Raw genomic sequence first — 214 nt, 5'->3', positions numbered from 1 at the left:
CGCCCTCGTATGTCAGGGTCAGGCCACGTTCACCTGTTGCCCGGGAGGCGCCGCCTCCAGCCAGGCGAGGAAACCGGTCAGCGCGTCGTCGCTCATCGCCAGCTCCAGCCTCGTCCCCCGATGGAGACAGGCCAGCACCACCGCGTCCGAGAGCAGGGCCAGCTCCTCCTCGCCGTCGGGGGCACGTCGGCCGGCCACCTCGATCGACGAGCGT

At 71.5% G+C, this 214-nt stretch carries 1 protein-coding gene; it reads right to left on the bottom strand.

Annotated elements, in window-relative coordinates; genetic code table 11:
* Positions 1 to 18 precede the first annotated feature (18 nt).
* A partial coding sequence (locus STRTUCAR8_RS00540) for a DUF2550 family protein (RefSeq protein ID WP_044471397.1) occupies positions 19 to 214 on the bottom strand: 196 nt, incomplete at its 5' end.

It is taken from the genome of Streptomyces turgidiscabies Car8 (assembly GCF_000331005.1).
GTDB classification, from domain to species: Bacteria; Actinomycetota; Actinomycetes; order Streptomycetales; family Streptomycetaceae; genus Streptomyces; species Streptomyces turgidiscabies.
Note: the sequence above shows the minus strand (reverse complement) of the source record. Positions and strands in the feature narration are given on the sequence as shown.